Annotated in this window: 23 protein-coding genes; 10 read left to right on the top strand and 13 right to left on the bottom strand. The window is 65.5% G+C overall.

The window, feature by feature from the left end; translation table 11 throughout:
- Positions 1 to 58: 58 nt before the first annotated feature.
- The gene (locus tag ACKLLE_RS13080; protein WP_009400814.1) at positions 59 to 952 is read right to left on the bottom strand and encodes a PA4780 family RIO1-like protein kinase; all 894 of its coding nucleotides are present in this window, start codon (positions 950 to 952) and stop codon (positions 59 to 61) included.
- 130 nt (positions 953 to 1082) lie between these two features.
- Positions 1083 to 1874, bottom strand: a complete 792-nt coding sequence (locus ACKLLE_RS13075) for an AraC family transcriptional regulator (RefSeq protein ID WP_037060617.1) — start codon at positions 1872 to 1874, stop codon at positions 1083 to 1085.
- An 85-nt stretch (positions 1875 to 1959) separates the two neighbouring features.
- On the opposite strand from ACKLLE_RS13075, the gene ACKLLE_RS13070 reads away from it, so the two are divergent.
- On the top strand, positions 1960 to 2985 hold the full coding sequence (locus ACKLLE_RS13070; protein WP_064304424.1) for a bile acid:sodium symporter family protein: 1026 nt from the start codon (positions 1960 to 1962) through the stop codon (positions 2983 to 2985).
- Here ACKLLE_RS13070 and ACKLLE_RS13065 read toward each other — a convergent pair.
- A complete protein-coding gene (locus ACKLLE_RS13065) occupies positions 2972 to 4255 on the bottom strand; it encodes an acetyl-CoA C-acetyltransferase (RefSeq protein WP_420058222.1) in 1284 nt (427 codons plus the stop codon). The genes ACKLLE_RS13070 and ACKLLE_RS13065 overlap by 14 nt on opposite strands.
- A gap of 119 nt (positions 4256 to 4374) precedes the next feature.
- Between ACKLLE_RS13065 and ACKLLE_RS13060 the strand changes: the two genes are divergently transcribed.
- The 6 genes from ACKLLE_RS13060 to ACKLLE_RS13035 all read left to right on the top strand — a co-directional run bounded on the left by ACKLLE_RS13060 (position 4375) and on the right by ACKLLE_RS13035 (position 10920).
- Positions 4375 to 5727: a 3-oxoacyl-ACP reductase gene (locus ACKLLE_RS13060; RefSeq protein ID WP_420058221.1), complete on the top strand. Its 1353-nt coding sequence runs from the start codon at positions 4375 to 4377 to the stop codon at positions 5725 to 5727.
- A 2-nt stretch (positions 5728 to 5729) separates the two neighbouring features.
- On the top strand, positions 5730 to 6581 hold the full coding sequence (locus ACKLLE_RS13055) for a MaoC family dehydratase (protein WP_420058220.1): 852 nt from the start codon (positions 5730 to 5732) through the stop codon (positions 6579 to 6581).
- Positions 6582 to 6896: 315 nt separating this feature from the next.
- Positions 6897 to 7646, top strand: a complete 750-nt coding sequence (locus ACKLLE_RS13050; protein WP_009400808.1) for a methyltransferase — start codon at positions 6897 to 6899, stop codon at positions 7644 to 7646.
- Between the two features lie 10 nt (positions 7647 to 7656).
- Positions 7657 to 8289, top strand: a complete 633-nt coding sequence (locus ACKLLE_RS13045) for a DUF4136 domain-containing protein (protein WP_420058219.1) — start codon at positions 7657 to 7659, stop codon at positions 8287 to 8289.
- Positions 8290 to 8306: 17 nt separating this feature from the next.
- Complete coding sequence (locus ACKLLE_RS13040; RefSeq protein WP_009400805.1) at positions 8307 to 8867, top strand: DUF4136 domain-containing protein; 561 nt, start codon at positions 8307 to 8309, stop codon at positions 8865 to 8867.
- A 103-nt stretch (positions 8868 to 8970) separates the two neighbouring features.
- A complete protein-coding gene (locus tag ACKLLE_RS13035) occupies positions 8971 to 10920 on the top strand; it encodes a pilus assembly protein TadG-related protein (RefSeq protein ID WP_420058218.1) in 1950 nt (649 codons plus the stop codon).
- On the opposite strand, the gene ACKLLE_RS13030 is transcribed toward ACKLLE_RS13035, so the two are convergent.
- Positions 10905 to 13562, bottom strand: coding sequence for a PAS domain-containing sensor histidine kinase (locus tag ACKLLE_RS13030; protein ID WP_420058217.1), 2658 nt, complete (start codon positions 13560 to 13562; stop codon positions 10905 to 10907). The genes ACKLLE_RS13035 and ACKLLE_RS13030 overlap by 16 nt on opposite strands.
- Positions 13559 to 14002 carry a TadE/TadG family type IV pilus assembly protein gene (locus tag ACKLLE_RS13025; RefSeq protein ID WP_064301602.1) on the bottom strand — a complete coding sequence of 148 codons (444 nt, stop codon included), beginning with the start codon at positions 14000 to 14002 and terminating at the stop codon, positions 13559 to 13561. Before ACKLLE_RS13025 ends, ACKLLE_RS13030 begins: the two co-directional genes overlap by 4 nt.
- A 76-nt stretch (positions 14003 to 14078) precedes the next feature.
- Between ACKLLE_RS13025 and ACKLLE_RS13020 the strand changes: the two genes are divergently transcribed.
- Both ACKLLE_RS13020 and ACKLLE_RS13015 read left to right on the top strand, forming a co-directional pair.
- The gene (locus tag ACKLLE_RS13020; protein WP_279896403.1) at positions 14079 to 14549 is read left to right on the top strand and encodes an A24 family peptidase; all 471 of its coding nucleotides are present in this window, start codon (positions 14079 to 14081) and stop codon (positions 14547 to 14549) included.
- 135 nt (positions 14550 to 14684) lie between these two features.
- Positions 14685 to 15467, top strand: coding sequence for a response regulator (locus tag ACKLLE_RS13015; RefSeq protein WP_420058216.1), 783 nt, complete (start codon positions 14685 to 14687; stop codon positions 15465 to 15467).
- A 130-nt stretch (positions 15468 to 15597) separates the two neighbouring features.
- On the opposite strand, the gene ACKLLE_RS13010 is transcribed toward ACKLLE_RS13015, so the two are convergent.
- Genes ACKLLE_RS13010 through cpaB form a run of 8 tightly spaced genes read right to left on the bottom strand, consistent with a single transcriptional unit; the run spans position 15598 to position 23003 of the window.
- Positions 15598 to 15879 (bottom strand): DUF3613 domain-containing protein, encoded by a 282-nt coding sequence (locus ACKLLE_RS13010; RefSeq protein ID WP_064301599.1) that lies wholly within the window; start codon positions 15877 to 15879, stop codon positions 15598 to 15600.
- Positions 15876 to 16553 (bottom strand): tetratricopeptide repeat protein, encoded by a 678-nt coding sequence (locus ACKLLE_RS13005; protein ID WP_064301598.1) that lies wholly within the window; start codon positions 16551 to 16553, stop codon positions 15876 to 15878. The genes ACKLLE_RS13010 and ACKLLE_RS13005 overlap by 4 nt, the downstream gene beginning before the upstream one ends.
- Before the next feature lie 14 nt (positions 16554 to 16567).
- Positions 16568 to 17452: a type II secretion system F family protein gene (locus tag ACKLLE_RS13000; RefSeq protein WP_420058215.1), complete on the bottom strand. Its 885-nt coding sequence runs from the start codon at positions 17450 to 17452 to the stop codon at positions 16568 to 16570.
- A gap of 1 nt (position 17453) precedes the next feature.
- Positions 17454 to 18335 (bottom strand): type II secretion system F family protein, encoded by an 882-nt coding sequence (locus tag ACKLLE_RS12995; protein WP_420058214.1) that lies wholly within the window; start codon positions 18333 to 18335, stop codon positions 17454 to 17456.
- Positions 18332 to 19600: a TadA family conjugal transfer-associated ATPase gene (locus ACKLLE_RS12990; protein ID WP_064301595.1), complete on the bottom strand. Its 1269-nt coding sequence runs from the start codon at positions 19598 to 19600 to the stop codon at positions 18332 to 18334. The genes ACKLLE_RS12995 and ACKLLE_RS12990 overlap by 4 nt, the downstream gene beginning before the upstream one ends.
- Positions 19587 to 20789, bottom strand: coding sequence for a CpaE/TadZ family protein (locus tag ACKLLE_RS12985; RefSeq protein WP_420058213.1), 1203 nt, complete (start codon positions 20787 to 20789; stop codon positions 19587 to 19589). The genes ACKLLE_RS12990 and ACKLLE_RS12985 overlap by 14 nt, the downstream gene beginning before the upstream one ends.
- Entirely contained in the window at positions 20786 to 22051 is a 1266-nt protein-coding gene (locus tag ACKLLE_RS12980; protein WP_420058212.1) for a type II and III secretion system protein family protein, read from the bottom strand. Before ACKLLE_RS12980 ends, ACKLLE_RS12985 begins: the two co-directional genes overlap by 4 nt.
- Before the next feature lie 22 nt (positions 22052 to 22073).
- On the bottom strand, positions 22074 to 23003 hold the full coding sequence (gene cpaB / locus ACKLLE_RS12975; protein WP_420058211.1) for a Flp pilus assembly protein CpaB: 930 nt from the start codon (positions 23001 to 23003) through the stop codon (positions 22074 to 22076).
- 319 nt (positions 23004 to 23322) lie between these two features.
- Here cpaB and ACKLLE_RS12970 point away from each other — a divergent pair, with 319 nt between their 5' ends.
- Complete coding sequence (locus ACKLLE_RS12970; protein ID WP_009398750.1) at positions 23323 to 23505, top strand: Flp family type IVb pilin; 183 nt, start codon at positions 23323 to 23325, stop codon at positions 23503 to 23505.
- The last annotated feature ends 7 nt before the right edge of the window (positions 23506 to 23512 follow it).

Raw genomic sequence — 23512 nt, 5'->3', positions numbered from 1 at the left:
GCAAATCAAAGAGTTATGTTTTGTTCTGTGGGAGCCGTCTTGCCAACTCCCACAGGGATTACTGCGCCCAAGGTGGCGGCGGCTCTTCTCCCTTGACCGGGCCGCGCTCGGCGTCCTCGCGGCCGGCGCGGCGCCGGGCGTCCTCGAACTTCGCCGCTTCGATCTCGCGCATTACGCCACCCACATCGGCAACGTGGTCATCGTCCTTCCAGCTGCCGGTCAGGACGCTGTCCGGCTGCAACTTGCCTTCCTGGTACAGCGCCCACATCTCCCTGGCGTAGCGGGTCTGCTTGAGCTCCGGGGCGAAACGCCCGAAGTAGTGGGCCATGTTCGCCACGTCCCGCTCCAGCATGCTGAAGGCGTGGTTGTTGGCCGCCGCATCCACGGCCTGGGGCAGGTCGATGATCACCGGCCCGTCCGGCCCGAGCAGCACGTTGAATTCCGAAAGGTCGCCATGCACCAGTCCCGCGCAGAGCATCAGCACGATCTGGCGAATGATGAAGGCGTGATATTCGCGGGCCTGGTCGGCTTCCAGGTGCACATCGTTGAGTCGCGGCGCGGCCTGGCCGTCTTCGTCGGTGACCAGTTCCATCAACAGCACGCCGTCGAGGAAATCGTAGGGTTTCGGGACCCTCACCCCGGCACTGGCGAGGCGGAACAGGGCCGCCACTTCAGCGTTCTGCCAGGCTTCCTCGGCTTCCTTGCGCCCGTACTTCGAGCCCTTGGCCATGGCCCGGGCCTGGCGGCTGTTGCGCACCTTGCGTCCTTCCTGGTACTCGGCGGCCTGGCGGAAGCTGCGCTTGTCGGCTTCCTTGTAAACCTTGGCGCAGCGCAACTGACGCCCGCAGCGCACCACGTAGACCGCTGCTTCCTTGCCACTCATCAGCGGGCGCAGCACTTCATCGACCATCCCGTCTTCGATCAGCGGTTCTATCCGTTTGGGAGTCTTCATCGGCTTTTGTTCTTGCTCCTGTCTGCCACTGAATTGGGGTGCCTCTTTAGGCGAGGCGCACACGATATATCAAGCGCCCTGCCGGTATCGGTGCCGAAGCGAAGGCCACATGGTTTCAATTTACGTCAGCTCATTCCCGGAACAGTTCCCCGGGGGTCGCGCCGAACAGCCCCTTGAAGGCGGCAATATACGCCGAGGTTGAATCGTAACCGCATCCCAATGCCGCCTGCGTGACACTCTGGCCCTGTTCCAGGGACTCCAGCGACGACAGCAGGCGCATGCGCTGGCGCCAGGCGCGGAAGCTCAGGCCGGTCTCGCGCTGGAACAGGCGCATCAGGGTCTTTTCCGAGCGCCCCAGGCGCTGCGCCCAATGCTCCAGGTTGTAACCTTGCTCGGGGTTTTCCAGCAATTGGTTGCAGACCTCCAGCAACCCCGGATGCTGCGGCAACGGCAGGGAAAAGCCGACCTCGGGCAAGGTGCGCAACTGATCGAGCAAAACCTGGACCAGATGGGCTTCGTCACTGTCCCCTTGCGCATAGTCCACCGGGTACTGGCAGAACTGCTTGATCAACTCCCGGGCCAGCGGCGTCACCTCCAGCACCCGGCAATGCCCCGGCGCCCAGGCCGAATCGCTGCGGCGCACATACAGGCTGCGCATCTCCGCGCGGGTCGAGGTGATCACCTCGTGTTCGACCCCGGCCGGTATCCACACGCCCCACTGCGGCGGGGCAAAGTAACTGCCCTCGGCGGTGTACACCCCAAGCACGCCACTGATGGCGTAGGAAAACTGTACCCAGTCATGCCGATGCCGTGTCGTCCACGACCCCGCACCGAGGCTCTCGGCCCGCGCGTACAGCGGTCGGGGCAACTCGCTCAGGTCGGGAATCCGACGGGGAGCGCCGTTTTGTCCGTTAGTCGGCATCGCTTGGCCTTATGTCGCAAGACGGAAAATCCCTTGCAGGTTAACGTCACGGCTGATTATTACAAGATGATTCGAAGGTCCGCCTATGCAAGCATTCAAGCACCTCAAGCGCGTGGTCACCGACTGGTTCCTCTGCGGCATGTTCCTCGCCACCTTCCTCGCCTGGCTGTTCCCGCATTTCGGCGCGGCAGGCGGGGCCATGCACGCCGAATATGTGATCAATATCGGCGTGTTCGTGGTGTTCTTCCTCCACGGCATCAACCTGTCCAGCGAGCAGATTCGTCACGGCCTGAAGAACGTGCGCCTGCACGTCATGGTGCAGGTCTTCACCTTCGTGGTCTTTCCGCTGCTCTGGCTGCTGGGCAAAAGCGTCATCGGCAGCCAGCTCCCGGCCTTGCTGATGCTCGGTTTCCTCTACCTGTGCGCCCTGCCTTCGACCATTTCGTCTTCGGTGGCGCTGACCGGCAGCGCCGGTGGCAACGTACCGGCGGCGATCCTCAACGCCAGCCTGTCGAGCGTACTCGGCATCTTCATCACCCCATGGCTGTGCAGCCTGGTGGTGGGCAGCGGCAGCGACGGCATCGACCTCGGCGCGACCTTGCTCGACCTTTGCGCCCTGCTGCTCGCTCCGCTGTTGCTGGGCCAGGTGCTGCGTCCCTGGCTGGGCCGCTTCTTCGCCCGGCACAAGCGCTACACCAACGTGATGGACAAGGTGGTGATCCTGCTGCTGGTGTATGCCGCGTTCTGCAACTCGATGATGTCCGGCATGTGGCAGCAACAGGGGCTGTCGGTGCTGATCACCGCCTTCGTCGGCAGCGCGCTGATCCTTGCCCTGGTGCTCTGGCTGACCACCCGCACCGCACGCGCCCTGCACTTCAACCGGGCCGACGAGATCGCGGCGGTGTTCTGTGCCAGCAAGAAGTCGCTGGCGGCGGGTGCGCCGATGGCCGCGCTGATCTTCGGCGCGCACCCGGGCCTGGGCCTGATCCTGCTGCCGATCATGATCTACCACCCGCTGCAGTTGATCGTCTGCTCGATCATGGCCGAGAGCTATTCCAGCCAGGCCAAGGCCGCCGCCGCAAAGAGTCCGGAGCTGGTCAACGCTCGATGATCGCCGTCACGCCCTGACCGCCCGCGGCGCAGATCGAGATCAGCCCGCGGCCGCCTTGACTGCCAGCCTGGTCGAGCAGCTTGGCCAGGTTGGCCAGGATGCGGCCCCCCGTCGCGGCGAAGGGGTGCCCGGCGGCCAGGGAACTGCCCTTCACGTTCAGCTTCGAGCGGTCGATGGCGCCCAGCGGCTGTTCCAGGCCGAGGCGGTCGCGGCAGTACTCGGGGTCTTCCCAGGCTTTCAGGGTGCACAGTACCTGGGCGGCGAAGGCCTCGTGGATTTCGTAATAGTCGAAGTCCTGCAGGGTCAGGCCATGACGCGCCAGCAAGCGCGGCACGGCATAGACCGGCGCCATCAGCAAGCCTTCGTGACCTTTGACGAAGTCCACCGCGGCGCTCTCGCCATCCAGCAGGTAGGCCAGTACCGGCAGGCCGCGCGCCCTGGCCCATTCCTCGCTTGCCAGCAGGACCACCGACGCGCCATCGGTCAGCGGCGTCGAGTTGCCAGCGGTCAGGGTGCCGTTGCCGCCGCGCTCGAACGCCGGCTTGAGGGCAGCGAGTTTTTCCAGGCTCAGGTCGGGCCGCAGGTTGTTGTCGCGGGTCAGGCCTTGGAATGGCGTAAGCAGGTCGTCATGCCAGCCCTCGTCGTAGGCTGCGGCCATGTGCTGGTGACTGAGCAGCGCCAGTGCGTCCTGCTCCTCGCGGGGGATGCCCCAGTGCTGCGCCATCAGCTCGCAATGCTGGCCCATGGACAAGCCGGTACGCGGCTCGCCATTGCGCGGAAACTCCGGCTTGAGGTCGGACGGGCGCAGCTTGAGCAGGGCCTTGAGCTTGTCGGCGGTGGTCTTGCCGCGATTGGCGTCCAGCAGCACCCGACGCAGGCCCTCGCCGACCGCGATGGGCGCATCGGACGTGGTATCCACGCCACCTGCGATGCCGCATTCGATCTGCCCGAGGGCGATCTTGTTGGCAACCAGCAACGCCGCTTCCAGCCCCGTTCCGCAGGCCTGCTGAATGTCGTAGGCCGGGGTCTGCGGCGACAGGCGCGAACCGAGCACGCATTCACGGGTCAGGTTCAGGTCCCGCGAATGCTTGAGCACCGCCCCCGCTGCCACCTCGCCCAGGCGCAGGCCATGCAGGCCGAAGCGTTCGATCAGGCCTTCAAGCGCGGCAGTCAGCATGGTCTGGTTGCTGGCCGTGGCATAGGCGCCATTGGAGCGGGCGAAAGGGATTCGATTACCGCCGATGATCGCGACCCGACGCAGACTTCGCATGAAAGACATTCCTTTTATTCCCGAAATAGACGCATAGAGCGTAGGACTTTTTTCCCGGTTCGAACGACCAAAGGCCGATCATGGTCCACACTCTGATGCTTATTTCAGGGAGACGTGCCATGAGCGACCGCTATATCGACTTCGCCAACTCCGATCTGGGCCGGCGTGTGGTGGGGGCTGTCGGGCTGCCGCAGCCTGCCCGCCTGGAGCGCTGGCAAGCCGGCCGGCTGCGGCCCGTGGAGGGTACGCTGTTGCTCGGTGGCGGGCCGCTGGCGCTGAAGGTCGCGGAGTTCGGCCAGCGCCTGACCGGCGAAGTGGTCAGCTTCGCCGATGACGCCCTGGGCCTGCCGGCGTGGGTCGCGGGGCTCGGCAGCAAGCTCAAGGCGGTGGTCTTCGATGCCAGCCACCTGGGCGACATCGATCAGCTCAAGCAGTTGCGCGAGTTTTTCCAGCCGCTGCTGCGCAGCCTCGATCGCAGCGCCAAGGTGGTGATTCTCGGGCGCGCCCCGGAGCAGCTCGACGACGTACTTGCCCGGGTCGCCCAGCGCGCCCTGGAAGGCTTTGCCCGCTCCCTGGCCAAGGAATTGCGCAGCGGCGGCACCCTGCAGCTGCTGTACGTGGCGAAGAACGCCGAAGACCAGCTCGAAGGCGCGCTGCGTTTCTTCCTTTCGCCGAAAAGCGCCTTCATCAGCGGCCAGGTCCTGCGCCTGGAAGCCTGCGCCAGCCAGGTGCAGGATTGGACCCGCCCGCTGGCCGGGCGCAAGGCGCTGGTAACCGGTGCTGCCCGCGGGATCGGCGCCGCCATTGCCGAAACCCTGGCCCGCGATGGCGCCGAGGTGGTGCTGCTCGACGTACCCCAGGCCGCGGATGACCTCAAGGCCCTGGCCGAGCGCCTCGGCGGACGCGCGCTGGACCTGGATATCTGCGCCAGCCACGCGTCCGCCAGGTTGCTCGAAGGGCTGCCGGACGGCATCGATATCGTCGTGCACAACGCCGGGATCACCCGCGACAAGACCCTCGCCAACATGACCCCGGAATACTGGGATTCGGTCCTGGCGGTGAACCTCAAGGCACCGGCCTTGCTGACCCAGGCGCTGATCGACGGCGGCGCCCTGCGCGATGACGGGCGCATCGTGGTCATGGCGTCCATCAGCGGCATCGCCGGTAACCGTGGTCAATCCAACTATGCGGCGAGCAAGGCCGGGCTGATTGGCCTGGCCCAGGCCTGGGCGCCGTTGCTGGCCGAGCGCGGCATCAGCATCAATGCCATCGCGCCGGGCTTTATCGAAACCCGCATGACCGCAGCCATCCCCTTCACCCTGCGCGAGGCCGGACGGCGCATGAGTTCGCTGGGCCAGGGCGGGTTGCCGCAGGATGTCGCCGAAGCGGTTGCCTGGCTGGCGCAGCCGGGTAGCGGCGCGGTCAGCGGCCAGGTGCTGCGGGTTTGCGGCCAGGCGGTAATGGGAGCCTGACCATGACCCAGACCTGGCACGACCTCGGCAGCACCGCCAGCCTCTCCGGGCTGTACATGAAGGCGGCGAGCAAACGCAGGATCACCGGCGACAGCCTGCCGCGCTACGGACTGCGCTGCGGGATCAATGTCGACGCGCGCAACCTGGAGGCTTATCGCAGGCTCTGCCTGTTCGTCCAGGATGGTCGCCTGCCGCCGACCTACCCCCATGTCATGGCCTTTGCCTTGCAGTTGCAATTGCTCACCGCCAAGGAGTTCCCGGCACCGTTGCTGGGCATGGTTCATCTGGGCAACCGGATTCGTGTGTTGCGGCCACTGGGCGGCATCTCGCGGCTGCGCTTCTCGGTGTCGGTGGACAACCTCCAGCCCCATGAAAAAGGCGCCACCCTCGACCTGCGCACCGATGCCGAGGACGGGCTCGGGCTGATCTGGTCCGAGACCAGTCGCATGCTTTGCCGTGGCATGAAGGTGGCAGGAGAAGTGCCGCTGGAGGCACAGCCCGAGCCACTGGAGATGAGCGAGCTGGCCCGCTGGTATGCGGACAGCGATATCGGTCGGCATTACGCCAAGGTATGCGGCGACTACAACCCGATCCACCTGAGTGCGGCCAGCGCCAGGCTCTTCGGCTTCCCCCAGGCCATCGCCCATGGCATGTGGAGCAAGGCCATGGCCATGGCCCATCTGCGCGGGCACCTGCCGCGCAGCGGCTATGAGGTGGCGGTGGCATTCCACAAGCCGGTGCGGTTACCGAGCGAGGTGATCCTCGATGGCAGCGAGGCCGCGGCGAACGGGCAGTTCCGGCTGAGCGGGCATGCTGGTCTTGTCCATATGACCGGTACCTGGCAACCGATTTGAGGTAGTCATCCTGGCAACGCAAGACCCTGTGGGAGTCCGCCCAGCCTTTCAGGCTGCGCTGTCGCGCAGAGAACAGTTCCAAAGCACGACGCGTACCCTGTGGGAGCGGGTTCACCCGCGATTGCGGTAGTGAAGTCACTATAGCAATCGCGGGTAAACCCGCTCCCACAAGGTCCCTGCAAATCAAAGAGTTATGTTTTGTTCTATGAGAGCTGGCAAGCCAGCTCCCACAGGGGTCTCCGCCAGCCATGCGATCCCCCTTGCCAGCCCGGCCCTTCCCCCTGAAGCTATATCGCCTCAGGAGACCCGATACCAATGAACGACCGTCATTTCGATGCCCTTGCGACCCGCTTCGCCGAGAAGATCTACGGTGGCGCCAAGGGCGCGATCCGCCTGGCCGTGCTCCAGGCCGATCTTGCCGAGTGCCTGCCGGAACGCCCGCTGCGCATCCTCGATATCGGTGCCGGGCTGGGCCATATGGCGCTGTGGCTGGCCGAACGAGGCCATCACCTGACCCTCGCCGAACCCGCCGCACCGATGCTCGATGGCGCACGCGAGCGCTTCGCCGCTGCCAGCCAGCCGGCCACCTTCATCCAGGCGCCCTGGCAGGACCTGCTCGGCGAACTGACCGAACCCTACGACCTGGTGCTGTGCCATGCGGTGCTGGAGTGGCTGGCCGAACCCGAGGCGATCCTGCCAGTGCTGCACCAGTTGACCCGAAGCGACGGTCTGCTGTCCCTGGCCTTCTACAACCGCGATGCACTGGTCTATCGCAACCTGCTCAAGGGCCATTTCCGCAAGATGCGGCGCAATACCCTGGCCGGCGAGAAACAGAGCCTGACCCCGCAAAAACCCGTCGATCCTCGCGAACTCAGGACCTGGCTCGAAGGTCTATGGCAGGTAGAGGCCGAGAGTGGCGTGCGGGTGTTTCACGACTACATGCCGACCGAGTTCCAGGCCCGCGCCGAGTTGATCGACCTGCTGGAAATGGAACTGGCCCACCGGCGCCATCCAGCCTTCGCCGGCCTTGGCCGCTACCTGCACTGGATCTGCCGTCCCCTTTAGGGAGAGCCCCATGCGCTACCCCGTCGTTCTTGCCCTGACCTGCCTGACCCTGGCCGCCTGCCAGGGCAGCAATCCCTATGTCGCCAGCTCAAATCCCCTGCCCCCGGCGCCGCCACAGGCGGCGAACACCTTCGATCGCAGCGCCTACCCTGCCCCCGCCCGGGATTACGGGCGCTACCGCAACTGGAGCTGGCGCGACGGCCGGTTACCGGCGGGCAGCGCGTCGATCGACCCGGCGCAGTTGGCCGAGGCGGTGAGCAATGCGCTCGACCAGCGCGGCCTGCGTCCGGCCCGGAACGGACTTGGCGATCTGCTGGTCAGCGCCGACATGCACCTGGAACGACGCCTGCGCCAATACCGCGACGATGATTACTACCCGTATGGGCCTTACGGTGGCTACGGCGGCATGGGCTATGGCCGCGGCCCTTACGGCAGCGGCTACGGCATCTACGGCAGCGTGCCTGTGGTGCGCACCTATGAAGTCGAGGTCATGGTGGTGCGTGTCGACCTGTTCGATGCCGGCAGCGGCCAGCCGGTCTGGAGCGCCAGTGCCGAGACCGCCAGCCAGGGCTCCCTGGCCGAGCGTGCCGATGCCCTGCGCGAGGCCGTCGATAAAGCCATGAGCGGCTATCCTCCCAGCTAGGCCTTTGGAGAATCATCATGTTTCGACGTCTCGCTTTGCTGTCCCTTATGGCGCTGCTCGCTGCCTGCCAGAGCAACAACGTGTCCCAGGACTTCGACGCCAGCCGCGATTTCGCCGGCTACCGCAGCTGGAGCTGGCAGGAGCCTGCGCTGCAATATCGCCCGGACGATCCACGGATCAAGAGCGACCTGACCGAACAGCGCATCCGCCAGGCGGTCAGCGGCGAACTCGACCAGCGTGGCCTGCGTCCGGCCCCGGCCGGTAGCCGCGGCGACCTCAAGGTGCAGACCTACCTGATCGTGGAAAACCGTCACCAGCAGATCACTACCCAGTACGGCGGAGGCTGGGGTGGTTATTACGGCGGCTACTGGGGCGGCCCGGCCTTCAACGAAACCCGCACCGTGGAGTACAAGGTGGCGACCATCCAGATCGACCTGTTCGACGGTCGCGACGGCAAGCTGGTCTGGCGCGGCAGTGCCGAGCAGGTGATGAACCACTACCCGCCAACGCCGCAAGAGCGCAATTCGGCGATCCAGAAGACAGTGGCGCAGGTGCTGGCCAACTATCCGCCGCATTGACCCGGCACCGCGGGGTCAGGGGCTAGAGGCGACTGGCCATATCCTTGGCTACACTCCTTGAACGCACGCGACGTGCACGGCATGTGCCGGCAAAGGAGTGCTCGTGTCTCCCCGATTCGCGAAACGCCAGCGCGGCGCCATCGGCCTGGCGGCTGTCCTGACCCTGGCCATGGCCCTGGTCTTCGGCCTGGTGGCCGTGGACGGCGGGCGCTTGTACATGGAGCAGCGCAAGTTGCAGCGCGTGGTCGATATGGCCGCCCTGGAAGCGGCCGGCCAGAGCGCGACCTGCAACGGCGTCGGGCCCCAGGCCGCAACCCTCGCCAACGTCAGCGCCAGCCGCAACGGTTTCAGCGTCGGCAATGGCCGGACCCTGGTCACCACCTGCGGCAGCGTCACCACGGGCGCCGCCAGCCGGCGCAGTTTCAGCGCCAATCCAGCCATCGCCGAGGCCATCAAGGTGGACGCCACGAACAACGTCGCCACCAGCATCGCCTCCGGCATTCGCAGCCTGGTCGCCGGCCAGGCGATCCCCGCCACCACCCAACTCCACGCCCACGCCGTGGCCGCCGCACCGCTGCCGCCACGGGCCATGCTGCGCCTGCGCTCGACCCTGGCGACGGTGGACTCAAGCAAATCGGCGCTGCTCAATGCCCTGGTCGATCCGCTGGGCGGCCGGGTAAGCCTGAACGCCGTGGGCTGGCAGGGCATCGCCAATACCGACGTCAAGCTCCTGGACTTCCTCGATCAACTGGCGATCGACGTAAACGTCGGCGCCGGCCGTTACGACGAGCTGCTCAGCAAGAACCTGCACGCCACCGATCTGATCCGCGCCACCGCCACGGTACTGTCGCGCAGCGGCGCAGCGGCGGATGTGGTCACCAACCTGGGCAGGGTGGTGGTCGGGGCCGACAACAGCACGCTGATCAAGCTCGGCGATATTCTCGACCTGCAGAACGGCACCTCCACCGCCGGCCTCGATGCAACGCTCAAGGCCATCGACCTGGTCCAGGCAGCCGTGATGCTGGCGGCGAAGAACAGCGCGGCCGTGGTGCAGATACCGCTGAGCCTGCTCGGCCTGGTAAACGGCACGATCCGGGTGAAGGTGATCGAGCCGGAGCAGCTTTCCGCCATCGGCAATCCGGCCACGGACGTGATCGAGGTGCATACGGCGCAGGTGCGCGTCCTGGCGTCGCTCGACCTGCCCGTGCTCGGCACCATCGCCGGGCTGGCCAACGCCGTGCTCAACCTGGCAACGCCGCTCACCAACATCATCAATCCGCTGCTCGGCCTGAACCTGCAAGGCACCTTGCAATCGGTGGGCTGCCTGATCCTGGTGCCCTGCAAGGTCAGCGATATCCAGTTGGTGCCCGACGCACCGCCGCACCTGGATATCGGCCTGGAGGTGGCTTCGGCGACCAGCCGGGTCACCGGCTACAGCTGCACCCCGAACAAGACGCTCACCGCCGCCACCCAGACCGCCGCCGCCCGGGTGGCGATCGGTAAATTCGCCACGCCGAACGATTTCTTCGTCACCGGCAACGCGGCGGTGCAGGCCATCCCGTTGATCGACTTCGGTACCAATGTCTGCACCAAGCTGACGCTGCTGACCCTGGGCTGCGGAACCCGGGTGCCGTTCGCCGGTGGCGGGGTCGGCATCAAGGTGAACAGCAGCGTGGTCGGTTCGCCGGCCAACAGCGCGTCGCAGCTCTGGAGCGGAGCCACCGCGCCGCCCAACCTCAACCAGCCGGCGGTCTACCAGAGCACACCGGGCGCCTCGAATGCCGTCACCAGCCTCGGCGCCACCTTCAGCGGCATTCAGCTCCTGGCCTACCAGCCACAGGGAGGAAACCCGCTGGGCCAGGTGGTCACCGCCGCCACCAGCACCCTGGGTAATGTGGTGAGCATCCTCGTGCCGCAGATCACCACCCTGCTCGGGCGCATCACCGATCCGCTGATCAACGCGCTGCTCAAGGTGCTGGGCATCGATCTGATGGTCACCGACGTCGGCGCCAACCTCGATTGCAGCAACAACCGGGCTCAGCTGGTGCTGTGAAGCGGCAAGGCGATCACGAAGCGCGCGCCATGGTCACCGTTATCGACACTCAGGCTGCCGCCCATGCTCTCGACGATGCGGTAGCTCACCGATAACCCCAGGCCGGTGCCGACCCCGACGGGCTTGGTGGTAAAGAACGGTTCGAAAATGCGCTCCAGCAGACGCGGCTCGATACCACCACCGCTGTCTTCGACGAACAGGCGCAGCCACTGCCCGTCGCGCTCGCCCAGCAGCGAGATCCATGCCTGCGCGGGCTTCTTCTCCAGCAGTACATCGCGCGCATTGACCATCAGGTTGATCAGCACCTGTTCGAGCTGGTCCTGATGGCCGTGCACCTGGCCCTCCAGCGGATCGCCAAGGCGCACGTCGATGCCCTTGCCGGCCAGGCCGTCGGCCAGCAACGAGAGCGCCCCTTCCACCGCCAGCCAGGGTTCGAACAGCGACTGCTCGACCTCCGAACGCCGACCGAACACGCGCATGTGATCGACCACCCTGGAGGCCCGTACCACCTGGGCGTCGATGCGCTTGAGTTTTTCCTGCAGGTACTCGATGTCCAGGTCGCCGTTTTCCATGCGCTTGAGCGCATTGACCACGGCCATGCGCATGACATTGAGCGGCTGGTTGATCTCATGGGCCAGGCCCGTGGACATTTCGCCCAGGGTCGCCATCTTGGCGCTCTGCAACACCAATTGCCGGGCGCGACGGACCTCGGTGTTGTCGCGGCCCACCGCCTGGATCTCCAGCAGTCGCCCCTGCTCGTCGAACAGGCCGCGGTCGGACCAGATCCACCAGGCATGCTGGCGCCCCGGCAGTTGCAGGCAGACTTCGTCGCTGCTCACCGGTGCCTGCGGGCTGAGCGCGGCGATACGCTGCACGAACAGCTCGCGCTGCTGTGCCGACATCCAGTCGCCGAGGTTCATCCCCGGCAACCGGGCCGGGGTGCACTCCAGGTAATCGGCCAGCGGCTGGTTGCCGTAGAGCAGTTCCAGGTCGGGTCGATAGCGGCAGATCATCGCCGGCGAGTCCTCCACCAGCACCCGGTAGCGCTCCTCGCTCTGGCGTATGCGCTCCTGGGCCTGGGTAGCCTCGGTGACATCCAGCCACAGGCCCACCGCCTCCACCGGCAGGCCCAGGTCGTTGCGCAGCAGGCGCGCCTCGTCGAGCACCCAATGCCAGCCACCGTCGCGGTCGCGCAGACGGTAACGACTGCGTACCTGCCCCTCGCGCAGCAGGGTGCGGGTGCGCTCCAGCCACAGTGGCTGGTCGTCCGGGTGCACCCATTGCGCCGGCTGCAGGCGCTCGTCCGGCGCAGTGCGCCAACCGAGCAAGGGTTGCAGGCTGGCGCTGAAGAATTCCGCGTGCAGGGCCCCGTCTTCGTAGCGCTGGATATAGATCACCGCCGGCGAACTGGCGATCAGGTTTTCCAGGCGCGCCTGGGCGGCGCTGGCCTGCTGCTCCTGCTGCTTGATGTCGCTGATGTCGAGCATGAAGCCGTGCAGGCGCCGGTTATCCCCCTGGCCGGTAATCTCGCCGCACAGGCGGTACCAGCGCCCCGGTTCGCCGAGCAGGCGCAGGCACAGTTGCAGGCTGTCGCCCTGGCGTTGCAGGGCGCTGAAGGCCAGCAGCGTCGCTTCACGGTCGGCAGGATGGACCAGGGCCAGCCAGTCGGCCAGGCTGATCCTTAACGGCACGCCAAAACCGGCTGCCAGGCCCGGCGCCAGGTGCAGGGTCGAGTCCTGCGGCGTCCATTCCCACCAGCCGGCGCCGAGCAGGCCCTGGACGGTGTCCAGGCGCTGCTGGCTGGCGTGCAGACGATCACCGGCAAGGCGTGCCAGCAGCGGTTCGAGCAGCGCGTCGGCAAGCAGCAACGCATCGTCGTCCAGGCGCTGGCCACCGGCGTCCTCGCACAGCAGCCAGGCGCGCACTTGATGTTGTTGGGTATGGGGCATCAGGTAGAACGGCAGTTGCAGCGCCTGCAATGCCGGCTGGCCGGCACTGTGGGAGAGATGTGCAGCAGGAAGCGCGTCGAGCAGCGGGCTCAGGCGCGATTCATTCAAGGGCAATCCGCCTCCGCTGTGGACGAAGGACTTCCAGCCGTTGCCGCTCGGCAGCAGGATCACCGCCCAGCTCGCCCGCCAGTGCCAAGCCAGGCGTTGCAACTGTTCAGCGGCCTCTTCGGTCAGCCGTTGCAGGCTGCAATCACGCAGGGCCGCAGCGATCGCCCCGGCCAGCAGTTGCTGCTGACGCGCTTCGGCGCCCTGGCGCTGTTGCTGGATCAGGTCGCCGATATCGAACAGCTGCAGCAACCAGCCATCGGCCTGGGCCAGCAGCCAGCCGCGGGTGTGCAGGCTATGCCCAGCGGCGGTGCGCAAGTCCAGGTCCAGCGGGTGCGCCTGCCAATCCGCCGGTTCGCCCTCAAGAACCAGCAGGCTCTGCGGCTGCACGTAATCACGCAAATGGGCCGGCGACTGCGCGGGCAGTGCCAGGGCCGTGCGCAACGGGCCGCCCTGGCGCAATACCCGGCCTTGGACGTCCAACCACAGTTGCAGGCCGACGGCCGGTGGGCTCAAGGCCTGCGACCAGTCCCCGGTGTCGCCGGCGCGGGTCCGCCAACGGTCGAACAGCCCCGGGCCGCCGTTCAAAGCTGCAGGCTCGCTTGCGAGGTCAGGGTCGCCGGCAACCGCGGCACCTCGCCGATACCCGGCAACACCAGGATCGGCAAGGTCGAGGCCAGCTTGGCCTTGCTGTAGTGCACGCTGACCGTCAGCAGGCGGCTGCCGCTAAGGGTCACCGTGGCGTCCGTGGCGAACTGGAAGCCCAGCGAACCCGGCAACCACGCCAGTTGCTGTTCCAGGGTCTGCCTGGCCAGAGCATTGACGTCGGTGGCATAGGTGGCACTGGCCGGGTCCAGGGCCACGCAACGGCGTACCGCCTCGCTGCTGGCCTGGTTGAACGACTGCACCATCAGCATCGGCAGGCTGTAGCTGAGCAGCCCGTAGAACACCGCGAAAAACATCAGAAACACGATGGCGAACTCGATGGCCACCGCACCTTTTTGCCGTCCAGCGAGGCTTGCTTTCATGATCGCGTCTACCCTGACAGAGACACCTCTACTGACAAATATAGAATCAATCAGACCAAGGGATGGCGATTCGCCAATGCAAAGTCTCGTCCTGCTGTTGTGGCTTGCCCTCTGCGCCGAACAGGATGTCCGTGAACGGCAGATCGCCAACACCCTGACCCTCGGCGCCGCCACCTTCGCCCTCGTCTACCTGTTCGTCACCGGTCACACCTGGATCGGTGCCGAACCCGCCGATGCCGCCCTGGCCCTGGCCCTGGTGATGGTGTTAACCCTTCCGGGCTATATCCTTGGTCGGCTCGGGGCCGGCGATGTGAAGCTGCTCGGGGCCCTGGCCCTGGCAACCGACCAGTGGTATCTGCTGGGTACGTTCATCGGTGCCGGGGTCACGGTGCTGGCCTGGCTGCTGGGACGACGCTGGGTGTGGTCCCTGCTCAATCAAAAGCTTAAGAAGCGCCTGCGTGAACTCCAGGAGGAGATGTCAAAAAAACAGCCCTTCGCGCCGTTCCTCTTTAGTGGCTTTTTGCTTGCACTTTTATGGATCCATTAGTCGCCTGGGCCCTCTAACCCGGTGTCACTCCTTGTAAATAATCGAAAGGAGCGACTACTTTCTAGTTAGTGCCCCACCGTGACCAGGACCGCTCCTTGGCAGCATTCAGGGAGGGCACTTCAGCATGGAGTCGCGATGCAAATGCCAGCCAGCCAAGTGAAAGTCCTGGTCGTCGATGACCAGCGCGAGATTGTCGAAGAACTCTGCGAATTCCTCGAAAGCAACGGTTACCGTTGCGTGGCCTGTACCTCAAGCGCCAATGCCATGGAACGCTTCGTCGCTGATCCGACGATAGGCCTGGTGGTGTGTGATCTGAACATGCCCGAGTACGACGGCATCGAACTGGTCAAGGTACTGAAGAAGAAGGCGGGACAGGAGCGGATCTTCGAGGCAATCATGCTCACCGGTCGTGCTGAAAAGCAGGACGTGATCAAGGCCCTGCGCCAGGGGTTCGCCGACTGGTATCAGAAGCCGGTGGACGTGCACGAGTTGCTGGAAGGGGTCAGGCGGCAGGAAGCCGAGTTGCTGGCCAGGCAAAAGGATTACCACCAGCTGGGGCATTTGAACCAGAAGCTGAAGATCCTGTCCGAGTCCATCGAAGGCCTGTACCAGGACCTCGACAAGGCCCGCCCGCATGCCCAGGCAGATGTAGCAAGCAGCGAGGAAGGCGATGCCGATAGCGACGCCATCCCCACCATCTTCGCCCCGCTATCGCCGCGCCAGCTCGACGTGGCCCGGCTGGTCGGCAAGGGCAAGACCAACTACCAGATCGCCTGCGAGCTGGGCATCACCGAGAACACGGTGAAGCTGTATGTCTCCCAGGTACTGCGCCTGACCCACATGCACAACCGCACCCAACTGGCATTGGCACTGGCGCCGAGCGGGTCGGCGTTGCGGCAGAGGGTTACCGAGCACTGAGTGCTGTGATGTGCTTGATGGCCTCATCGCTGGCAAGCCAGCTCCCACAGGTTCAGCACAGGCTTTGAGACTTGTGCAATACCTGTGGGAGCTGGCTTGCCAGCGATGAGGCCATCGAAGCAATGCAAGGCTAGTTGCTTCCTCCGCCTTTCGCCCCGCCACTGTCCATCTTCTCCCACTTGAAGACCTCCGGAATCTTGTAGTCATACACCTTCAACCAGCGCTCCATGGTCTTGTCGTATTCCCGCGCCGTCTGCTCCTGCGGCTTGTCAGAAGCGTGCAGCCCGCGTGGTTGCAGTTGCAGCCAGGTTTCGGTGGTGAGCTGCGGTTTCGACGACGGCCCGGGCGGCATGGCACTGGCGAGCAACGGCAGGCTGGCAAGCAAGGTCAGGGTAAGAATACGAGCCTTCATGACGGACTCCGGGGCGGCTGCGCGCCGCCAGGTTTGAGTTGCTCGGCACGGGCCTGGGCCTCGCTGAACTGCGCGGCGCTCAGCCCCAGGCGACTGACCAGGTCGGCGGCTTGCTGCCACTTGTCCTGGTAAAGCAACAGGGTGACCAGGTTGACCGCCGCGAGGCGGTCGTCCTTGAGCTCGATCGCGGTGAGAAATTCGAAACGCGCCTTGTCCAGCTCACCCTGTTCGAGGTAGATCACCCCGAGGTCGTTGCGGATCTTTTCGTCGGTTGGTGCCAGGCGCGCGGCGCGCACCAGGTGCTGGCGGGCCTGGACCTTGTCGCCACGATCCGCCGCCAGTTGCCCCAGGCCATGCTCCGCTTCGGCGCCCATGCAGGTGCCCAGCAAGCCGCGATACAGCGGCTCCGCCTCGCTGCTGCCGAGCAGCCGCAAGACCTTGGCCTTGCGCACCCGCACCTGGATCAGGTTGTCCTGCATTTCCTCGAGATGCGCCAGGCTGGCATGGGGACGGCCATCGGCAAGCAGTTCATCGGCCATGTTCAACCCCAGCTCCTGCGACGAATCGGGGCGGGGGCAGGCGCCGGGCGTGGTCTGCGCCAGCCAGGGCACGCCAGCCTGCCCGGCACAACCGCTCAACAACAGCACGCCAACGATCAATCCCGCTATTTTCATGCAGCTCTCCCGGTTCAGGAACTGAAGGCCCGGGCCAGGGCGGTGAGCCCGGGGCCGGCCAGAACGATCAACAAGGCGGGAAACAGGAACACCATCATGACGATGGACATCTTCCCCGACATTTTCGAAATCCTTTCCTGCAGCCGGGTCAGGCGCCGGTCGTCGAGCAGCTGCTTGAGCGCCAGCAGCGATTTCATCGCCCCGCCGCCCTGCACCAGCAGTTGCTGGAGGATCACGCAGGTGTCGCTGAACTCGTCCACCGAGAGCAGCCTGGCCGTCTGCTCCAGCTCCGGCGCCAGGGCCAGCCCGGAGTCGACCCTGACCAGTATCAGCCGCAGCTCTTCGCTGAGTACCGGCAGCAGTTGCCGGCCTTCGGTACTGAGGATGCGCAGGCTCTGTTCCACGGCAAGGCCCGAGTCGAAGAGGATGCGCAGCAGCGGGATGAAACTGGAGACTTCCTCGGCAATCTGCCGCTGCCGTACCGCCGCCGCCCAGGCGAGGATGCGCTTGGGCAACAGGTAGCCGATGCCCAGGCCGAACATCGGCAACAGCCAGGGCGTGTGGCTGGCCGGATAGGCAATCTGCTGCACCAGCACGGCCGCCAAGGCTGCCGCCAGCGGTACGCCGACCTGCAGCGCGGCGTACAGCGAACGCTGGCGCGAGCGCCGCCAGCCGATACGGTCGAGCAGCATGCGCGTCTCGCCATCCAGGCTCAGCGAACGCTGGGCCAGGGCGCTGCTGCCCAGGCGCTGCAGCCAGCCGTCCTCACGGGCTTGCTCGGCTTGCTTGCCTTGCAGGCGCAGGGCGATCACACGCTCGCGGCGATGCTGCCGGGCCAGGGTCGTCAGCAGCAGCACAAAGGCGAGGAAGAACAGCACGGCACTGATCAGCAAGGCCATTTCAGATACTCCGCAACATGCGCCACAGCGCGACGCAGCCCAGCACCTGCAGGATGAACGCCGCCAGCAGCATCATCTGCCCACTGTGGTTATTCCACATCGACAGCAGGTAGCCGGGGTTGGCCACCATGAAGTAGCCGACCATGCAGATCGGCAGCAAGGCCAGGACCATCGCGGTCATCCGCGTCTCGCCGGTCATCGCGCGCAACTGGCGGGCGCCCTGCTCGCGTTCGCGGATCAGCTTGATCAGGTTTTCCAGCAACTCGCTGGCATTGCCGCCATAGCGGTGGTTGATGCGCAGGCCGAGGGCGAAGACGCGGAATTCGTCCTGGGCATACAGCTCGGCCAGGTCGTGCAACGCCTCATCGAGGCTGGCGCCCATCTGCACATTGCGCTGCACCCGCTGCATCGCGCTTCTCAGGGGATCGTCGGAAATCTCCACGGCCCCCAGCACCGCGTCGTTCAAGGTGCGTCCGGCCTTGAGGCTGCGCACCGCGTGGTCCAGCAGGGTCGGCAATTGCTCGATCATCCGCCGCAGCCGGCGGTGATAGCGCCAGCTCATGTACAGGCGCCACAGCAGCGGGCCAAGCACCAGCATGATCGCCGCCCCCGGCCAGCCCGCGAGGCTGCCGGCCAGCACGATCAGCAGCAGCCAGGCCGCGCCCCAGAGCATGAAGCGGTCACCGCGCTGGTCGAAGCCGGCGCGCAACAACAGCAGTTCCAGCGAGCCGCGGGCCGGTTCCTGCAGCGTCGCCGGCTCGGGCAACTGGCCCAGGCGCTGCAAGGTCCGTTCGGCCGCGGCCTTGCGGGCACCGTGATAGAACAGCCCGACCGACGCCGCCAGCAACGCCAGGCCGAACAGGCCGAGCACTACCGCGATCATGGCGCCGGCTCCAGGTTGTCCCGGCGCAGCTTGTCACCGGCCGGGTTGACCGCCTCACGCACGAAGCCACCACCGCCACGGCGGTCGAAGCGGAACAGGGTATTGGTGACATACACGTCGTCGCGCAGGCCGACGACCTCCAGTACCTCGCTGATGCAACGACGCCCGTCGGGTAGCCGGGTCAACTGGATGACCACGTCGAGGGCGGCGCAGATCATCTGCCGCAGGGTCTTTTCCGCGACCTGGCGCCCGGTCAGGCCGACCAGGGTTTCCAGGCGCAGCAGCGCGTCCTGCGCGGTGTTGGCGTGCACGGTACTCATGGAGCCGTCATGGCCGGTGTTCATGGCGGTCAGTACGTCGATCACCTCGACGCCGCGAATCTCGCCCAGAAGAATGCGGTCCGGGCGCATGCGCAAGGCATTGCGGATCAGTTCGCTGGCCTTGATCTCGCCATGCCCCTCGGCATTCGGCGGACGGGTTTCCAGGCGTACCACATGGGGATGATCCAGCTGCAGTTCGGCTACGTCCTCTATGGTCACCAGGCGCTCGCGAGGGCTGATCAACTGGCTGAGGATGTTCAGCAGGGTGGTCTTGCCGGTGCCGGTGCCGCCGCTGACAAGAATGTTGCAGCGCTGGGCCACGGCGGTCTCGAAGAACGTGAGGATCGCCGGATCGATGGCACGGGTCGCCAGCAGGTCGGCGCTCTTGAGCATGTCCTTGCGGAACTTGCGGATCGACAGGCAAGGCCCGTCCAGGGCCACCGGCGGAATGATCGCGTTGACCCGGCTGCCATCGGGCATGCGCGCATCGACCATCGGCGATGATTCATCGAGACGCCGGCCCAGCGGCGCGAGGATGCGCTGCATGACCCGCTCGACATGGTGCGCATCGATGAAACGCAGGTCGGTCTGGTGCAGCACCCCGGCCCGTTCGACGAACACGCGAAACGGGCCATTGACCAGGATCTCGGTGACGCTGCTGTCGCGCAGCAACACTTCCAGCGGGCCGAAGCCGGTGAGCTCGTCCACCAGTTCCTCGGCCATGCGCTCCATTTCATAGCGCGACAGTGCCAGGTGCAGGCGCGCGATGTACTCACCGACCTGCTCGACCACGAACTGCGCCAGGGCCGGCCGCGAACCTTCCAGCAGGTTGCGTCCGGAATCCTCGATGGCGTCGATGATGTAACGGTGCAAGGCGCGCTTGAGCGCCTGTGGATCGGAGCCGAGGTTATGCCGCGGGCCGCCGAACAGTTCATCGCTGCTCATGCTTGTGTCCCCAGAGCCGGCTCAGCCAGCCATCGGGCTTGGGCTTGATGTTCTCGGAGCGTCGCGCCAGGCGCTCACCCAGGGTCTTGAGGCCCTGGGTCAGGTGGTCCCGCGGGGCCAGCTCGAACAGGCTCAGGCCCTGGTTTCGCGCGTTCAGGCGCACTTCGGCGCTGGCCGGCAACTCGCTCAGCACCGGCAGGGCAAAGCGCTTGCCCAGGGCCTCGGCATCCGGGATCACGCTGCGCAGGTAGCGGTCCACCAGCAGCTTGGCGTGCTCCAGGTTCATGCCCTTTTCCCGCCAGGTATTCAGGACTTCCAGGTTGCGCCGGCATTCCAGTACGTTCTGGTCGGTGTACCAGATCAGCTTGTCGCAGTGGCTGACAAAGGTGCGCAGCGCCTCGCAATCCGCCTGCCCGGTGAGGTTGACGATGATGTGCTGGAAATGCTGGCGCAGGGCACTGAGCAGCATGTACAGCTCGGCAGCGCTGGTGCGCTCCAGCGGCTCGTCGCCCGGGGCATAGGCAAGCAGGCGCAGGCCATTGCTGTCGCGGGCGAAGGCGCTGTCGATCAAGGTGCTGTCGAGGCGGCGCAGGTGGCGCAGGGCATCACCGAAATGAAACGACGCCTCGACGTCGAGCAGCGCCAGGCTGTCGCCACGGGGCAGGCCAAGGTCGAGCAGCAAGGTCTGCTGGCCGCTCTGCTGCACCACCTGCCCCAGGTGCACGGTCAGCAGCGCGCCGTCGGAACCGCACTGGGTGCCGTACAGCACCGTGAGGCCGCCCAGGTGCGGGTTGGTGGTTACCGGCGGCAAGCGCTTGCTCAAGCGCCGGACCAGCCCGGCCACCTCGCTGGCACGCGAGCCGTAGGCGACGAAGTCGCGCGCCCCGGCACGCATGGCATTGAGCACCAGCTGGTTATCCATGCCGTCGCCGAGGGCGACGATGGCCAGCATCGGCTTGGCCTCCAGTACCCCTTCGATCAGCGCGCACTGGTTGACCAAATGCTCACGATCGAGGCCGATGAACAACAGGTTGGCGAAGGTCACGTCAACCAGCGCCAGCAACTCGTCGAGGCTGCCGTTGCCGGCCCCGACCACTTGTCCAAGGGGCGTCAGGGCCGACTGCAGCCATTGCAGATCGCCCTCGTTGCGGGTCAGCGCCAGGAAAGTCTGGCTCAGGCTCTCGCTCATCGGGATAACCCACTCTTGCGATCGAAGTCGCCGTTTTCCAGGAAGAACAGCCGGCCCCAGCTCGGATCATAGGTACGCAAGCGCTCGCCCGGCAGCTCGGGCAACTGCGCGTTCGCCGCCAAGGGCTGGACCAGGTGCGGGGTGACGATCATCAGCAGTTCAGTCTCTTCGCGCCGTACCGAGGACTGGCGGAACAGTGCGCCAACGATCGGGAGATCGCCAAGACCGGGGAATTTGTCCACGTCGGAGCGGTTGCTGGTATTGATCAGACCGCTGATAACGAAGCTTTCGCCGTCGGCCAAGGAAATGCTGGTATCAGTGCGCCGCACTTTCAGCGCCGGTACCGTGACCCCGGCGATCTGCACTCCGTTGGAATAGTCCAGCTCGCTGACCTCCGGAGCGACTTTGAGGCTGATACGGTCGCGACTGATGATCGTCGGTGTCAACGCCAGTCGGACACCGAATTCCTTGTATTCAATCGACAGGCTATCGCTGCCGCTACTGGGCACCGGGATGGGGATTTCACCACCCGCCAGGAAGCTGGCGGTCATGCCGCTCAGCACCACCAGGCTGGGACGCGCCAGGGTGTAGGCGAAGCCGCTGTTTTCCAAGGCATTGATCGCTACCAGGGCGCGACTGCTTCCGCCGCCCCAAACGATGTTGAATGCCTCGTTCACCAAGGGAATCTGAGGTGTTGCCAGAGGTTGGCTGTTAGGGAACGGACGGGTTATCGGCACCTGTCCAGGCGTGACCGATGTATTCGGCACCGTCCCGGGCGAACCTATCAACGAGTTGTTGGAGCCGTTGTAGAACAACCTCGCGCCCGCCTCCTTGAGCTTGCTCCGACTGACTTCAACGAAACGGATATCGGCCTGGATCTGCATGGGCAGGTCGGCTTCCGGGGACACGGCCATGTCCGCCGAGGCCCGCCCACGCACGAAAACCATGGTCTGGCGCGGCGTGCTCGAACAGGCGGTCCACAGGCTCAGGCTGGTGGCCCCTGGCGCCATGGCGGTGAGCAGCACGGCATCGTTGCCCAGCCCATGCACGTCGGCCACCTTCGGATCGCCCACCGCGGCGCGGCTGATGCTCACTGGCAGGCGCAGTTCCTGCTGCAGGCCCTGGTCGATCTCGAGGGTCGCCGGTACCCGCGGCAGCGCCGCACAACCGCTGCTCGCGGCGCGCGCCTGGGACAGCGGCAGCAAGGCCAGCAGCGCGGCGACCAGGGTTACGGAACGGATCGGCGAGGAACGATGGTTCATCGAGGGTGCATCCTTGCTCAATTCAGTGAAGTGACTCGGACGTTTGCGCGCCGCGAATGATCTCGATCCCGCGCCTGGGTGCCGAGGCGGCCACCGGCACGGGCGCCGGCGCGGTCATTGCCAACTGGTTGAAACGGTAGAGCTGGCGATTGGCATCGTCTGCGGCACGCACCGCGGTTTTCGGATCGGCCCAGAAATCCGCGAGCGACTTTTCTTCGGCACTGCGTACTGTCAGGCCCAGCTTGCCGGCCTGGGCGGCCAGGGTCAGGCGGCTGGCGAGCACCTCGGGCACGGCCAGCACCACGGTGCGCGCCGGAGTCCGGCGTTTTTCCTCGCGGACCTTGGGATCGGGATCGACCGGCTCGGCGGAACGCCCGTCCCTGGCCACGCCGATCTGCTGGCCGACACTCAGGACCCGTAACGCAGGCACCACCACCTGCGCGCTGGCCAGCGGGTTGTCCGTTTCTTCACGCAGGAACACCAGCACATCCACGTAGTCGCCCGGGCGCAGGTAACCGGCGGCTCCACTGACCTCATCGACCGCCACGGTCAGGGCGCGCTCGCCTGGTTCGATCATCCGCGCCAGCGGGCCGCCGGCCTCGAAGCTGCTTTCCTCCAGCCAGGTACCGGCCGGCAGGTCGCGCCGGGGGCTGCGCCCGGCAACCTGTTCAAGGGTCTGGAAGCTACCGGCGGGCGCCACCAACAGGCGCTCGATGGCAAGGTCATCGGGGGTCAACGGCTGGTTGGCGGCGACGTCGCGGCGCAGCACCACCACGGGTTTGCGCAGTTCGTCCTGGGCGTTGTTGACCACCTGGGTGACCGGCTGGGCTGCCGGTTGGGCGACGGGTGCGGAAGGTTCCGGATGTTTGCTCAGGACCATGCCCCAGTACCCGGCAATGATCGCCCCCAAGAGAAACAGTCCGGCAAGAATCAAGGTGATGCGACTGCTCATGGCTGGCCCTCCCTGCCTTGTACCGCAGCCCGTGACTTCTTGTTTAACAGGCCCACCCGCTCACATTTGGAAGTAACTATTTTGCTATTTCACGGTAGTCCAACTAGGACAAAACGCCATTACGGCACGGCAAAATTTTCCTTGTGACGGGCATCACGTTCTGAAAACAACGGCTTATTGACGTCGGCTTTGCGCTATCACTTTCGGGTTAATGCTTTCTTACATTTGCTCAGGTGTTATCTCTTGACGATGCTCTGATGGCGAAGGGGAATCACGTATGCCCCCCGTGTTACGGCCTTCTGGCGCAAGGAGCTACATCATGTCGGTAAGAAAGATCATTCAATCCATTCGGACGTTCTGCCAGCGCACGGACGGCGCATCGGGTATCGAGTACGCATTGGTCGCGGCCATGGTCGCGGTGGCGCTGGTGGCGTTCGTACCGACCATTTCCGAGGGAGTCACCTCCATCTTCACCAGTATCCAGGGCGCCTTGCCAAGCTGATGTCGAT

The organism is Pseudomonas bharatica (genome assembly GCF_048586865.1).
Lineage (GTDB): Bacteria > Pseudomonadota > Gammaproteobacteria > Pseudomonadales > Pseudomonadaceae > Aquipseudomonas > Aquipseudomonas bharatica.
This window is presented reverse-complemented; position numbering and strand designations above follow the sequence as displayed.

Coding starts and splice junctions, on each gene's coding strand:
- ACKLLE_RS13075 (WP_037060617.1), bottom strand. CDS start 1,874: ATGCCGACTAACGGACAAAACGGCGCTCCCCGTCGGATTCCCGACCTG.
- ACKLLE_RS12995 (WP_420058214.1), bottom strand. CDS start 18,335: ATGATCGCGGTAGTGCTCGGCCTGTTCGGCCTGGCGTTGCTGGCGGCG.
- ACKLLE_RS12990 (WP_064301595.1), bottom strand. CDS start 19,600: ATGAGCAGCGATGAACTGTTCGGCGGCCCGCGGCATAACCTCGGCTCC.
- ACKLLE_RS13045 (WP_420058219.1), top strand. CDS start 7,657: ATGCGCTACCCCGTCGTTCTTGCCCTGACCTGCCTGACCCTGGCCGCC.
- cpaB (WP_420058211.1), bottom strand. CDS start 23,003: ATGAGCAGTCGCATCACCTTGATTCTTGCCGGACTGTTTCTCTTGGGG.
- ACKLLE_RS12970 (WP_009398750.1), top strand. CDS start 23,323: ATGTCGGTAAGAAAGATCATTCAATCCATTCGGACGTTCTGCCAGCGC.
- ACKLLE_RS13065 (WP_420058222.1), bottom strand. CDS start 4,255: ATGCGAAGTCTGCGTCGGGTCGCGATCATCGGCGGTAATCGAATCCCT.
- ACKLLE_RS12985 (WP_420058213.1), bottom strand. CDS start 20,789: ATGAGCGAGAGCCTGAGCCAGACTTTCCTGGCGCTGACCCGCAACGAG.
- ACKLLE_RS13055 (WP_420058220.1), top strand. CDS start 5,730: ATGACCCAGACCTGGCACGACCTCGGCAGCACCGCCAGCCTCTCCGGG.
- ACKLLE_RS13070 (WP_064304424.1), top strand. CDS start 1,960: ATGCAAGCATTCAAGCACCTCAAGCGCGTGGTCACCGACTGGTTCCTC.
- ACKLLE_RS13060 (WP_420058221.1), top strand. CDS start 4,375: ATGAGCGACCGCTATATCGACTTCGCCAACTCCGATCTGGGCCGGCGT.
- ACKLLE_RS13005 (WP_064301598.1), bottom strand. CDS start 16,553: ATGAAAATAGCGGGATTGATCGTTGGCGTGCTGTTGTTGAGCGGTTGT.
- ACKLLE_RS13015 (WP_420058216.1), top strand. CDS start 14,685: ATGCAAATGCCAGCCAGCCAAGTGAAAGTCCTGGTCGTCGATGACCAG.
- ACKLLE_RS13080 (WP_009400814.1), bottom strand. CDS start 952: ATGAAGACTCCCAAACGGATAGAACCGCTGATCGAAGACGGGATGGTC.
- ACKLLE_RS12980 (WP_420058212.1), bottom strand. CDS start 22,051: ATGAACCATCGTTCCTCGCCGATCCGTTCCGTAACCCTGGTCGCCGCG.
- ACKLLE_RS13040 (WP_009400805.1), top strand. CDS start 8,307: ATGTTTCGACGTCTCGCTTTGCTGTCCCTTATGGCGCTGCTCGCTGCC.
- ACKLLE_RS13010 (WP_064301599.1), bottom strand. CDS start 15,879: ATGAAGGCTCGTATTCTTACCCTGACCTTGCTTGCCAGCCTGCCGTTG.
- ACKLLE_RS13020 (WP_279896403.1), top strand. CDS start 14,079: ATGCAAAGTCTCGTCCTGCTGTTGTGGCTTGCCCTCTGCGCCGAACAG.
- ACKLLE_RS13000 (WP_420058215.1), bottom strand. CDS start 17,452: ATGGCCTTGCTGATCAGTGCCGTGCTGTTCTTCCTCGCCTTTGTGCTG.
- ACKLLE_RS13025 (WP_064301602.1), bottom strand. CDS start 14,002: ATGAAAGCAAGCCTCGCTGGACGGCAAAAAGGTGCGGTGGCCATCGAG.
- ACKLLE_RS13050 (WP_009400808.1), top strand. CDS start 6,897: ATGAACGACCGTCATTTCGATGCCCTTGCGACCCGCTTCGCCGAGAAG.